The sequence below is a fragment of the Idiomarina sp. Sol25 genome, from assembly GCF_033052775.1.
GTDB lineage: Bacteria > Pseudomonadota > Gammaproteobacteria > Enterobacterales > Alteromonadaceae > Idiomarina.
Map to the genome: position 1 here is coordinate 1 of NZ_JAUPEW010000243.1, position 236 is coordinate 236.

Here is a 236-nt window from a genome sequence, read left to right on the forward strand (position 1 = left end):
CTTCATCAACCCCGCGCTCATGCCGCCGTCGAGGAGCTTGCGAGAGATTCTCGACGCTGAGGCCGGCAGGCACGAAAATCCAGAGATCCACACCCTCGCCATCTGCGCGCGCATTGCCGCCGTGCAGGGAACGCTGAGTTTCGACATGCCACAGGAAAGTTTGCGCAATGCCCCGCCCCAGATCGCTGCATTTCTCAAATCGCGATTGTTCGATAAACCGGATCGCACAGCAGCCG

The 236-nt window shown here is 60.2% G+C and carries 1 protein-coding gene; it reads left to right on the forward strand.

Translation table 11 applies throughout. The annotated features are described in order from the left end of the window. Positions 1-236, forward strand: a 236-nt coding sequence (locus tag Q5L94_RS14145) for a hypothetical protein (RefSeq protein WP_317498981.1), incomplete at both ends; no start/stop codon positions are given.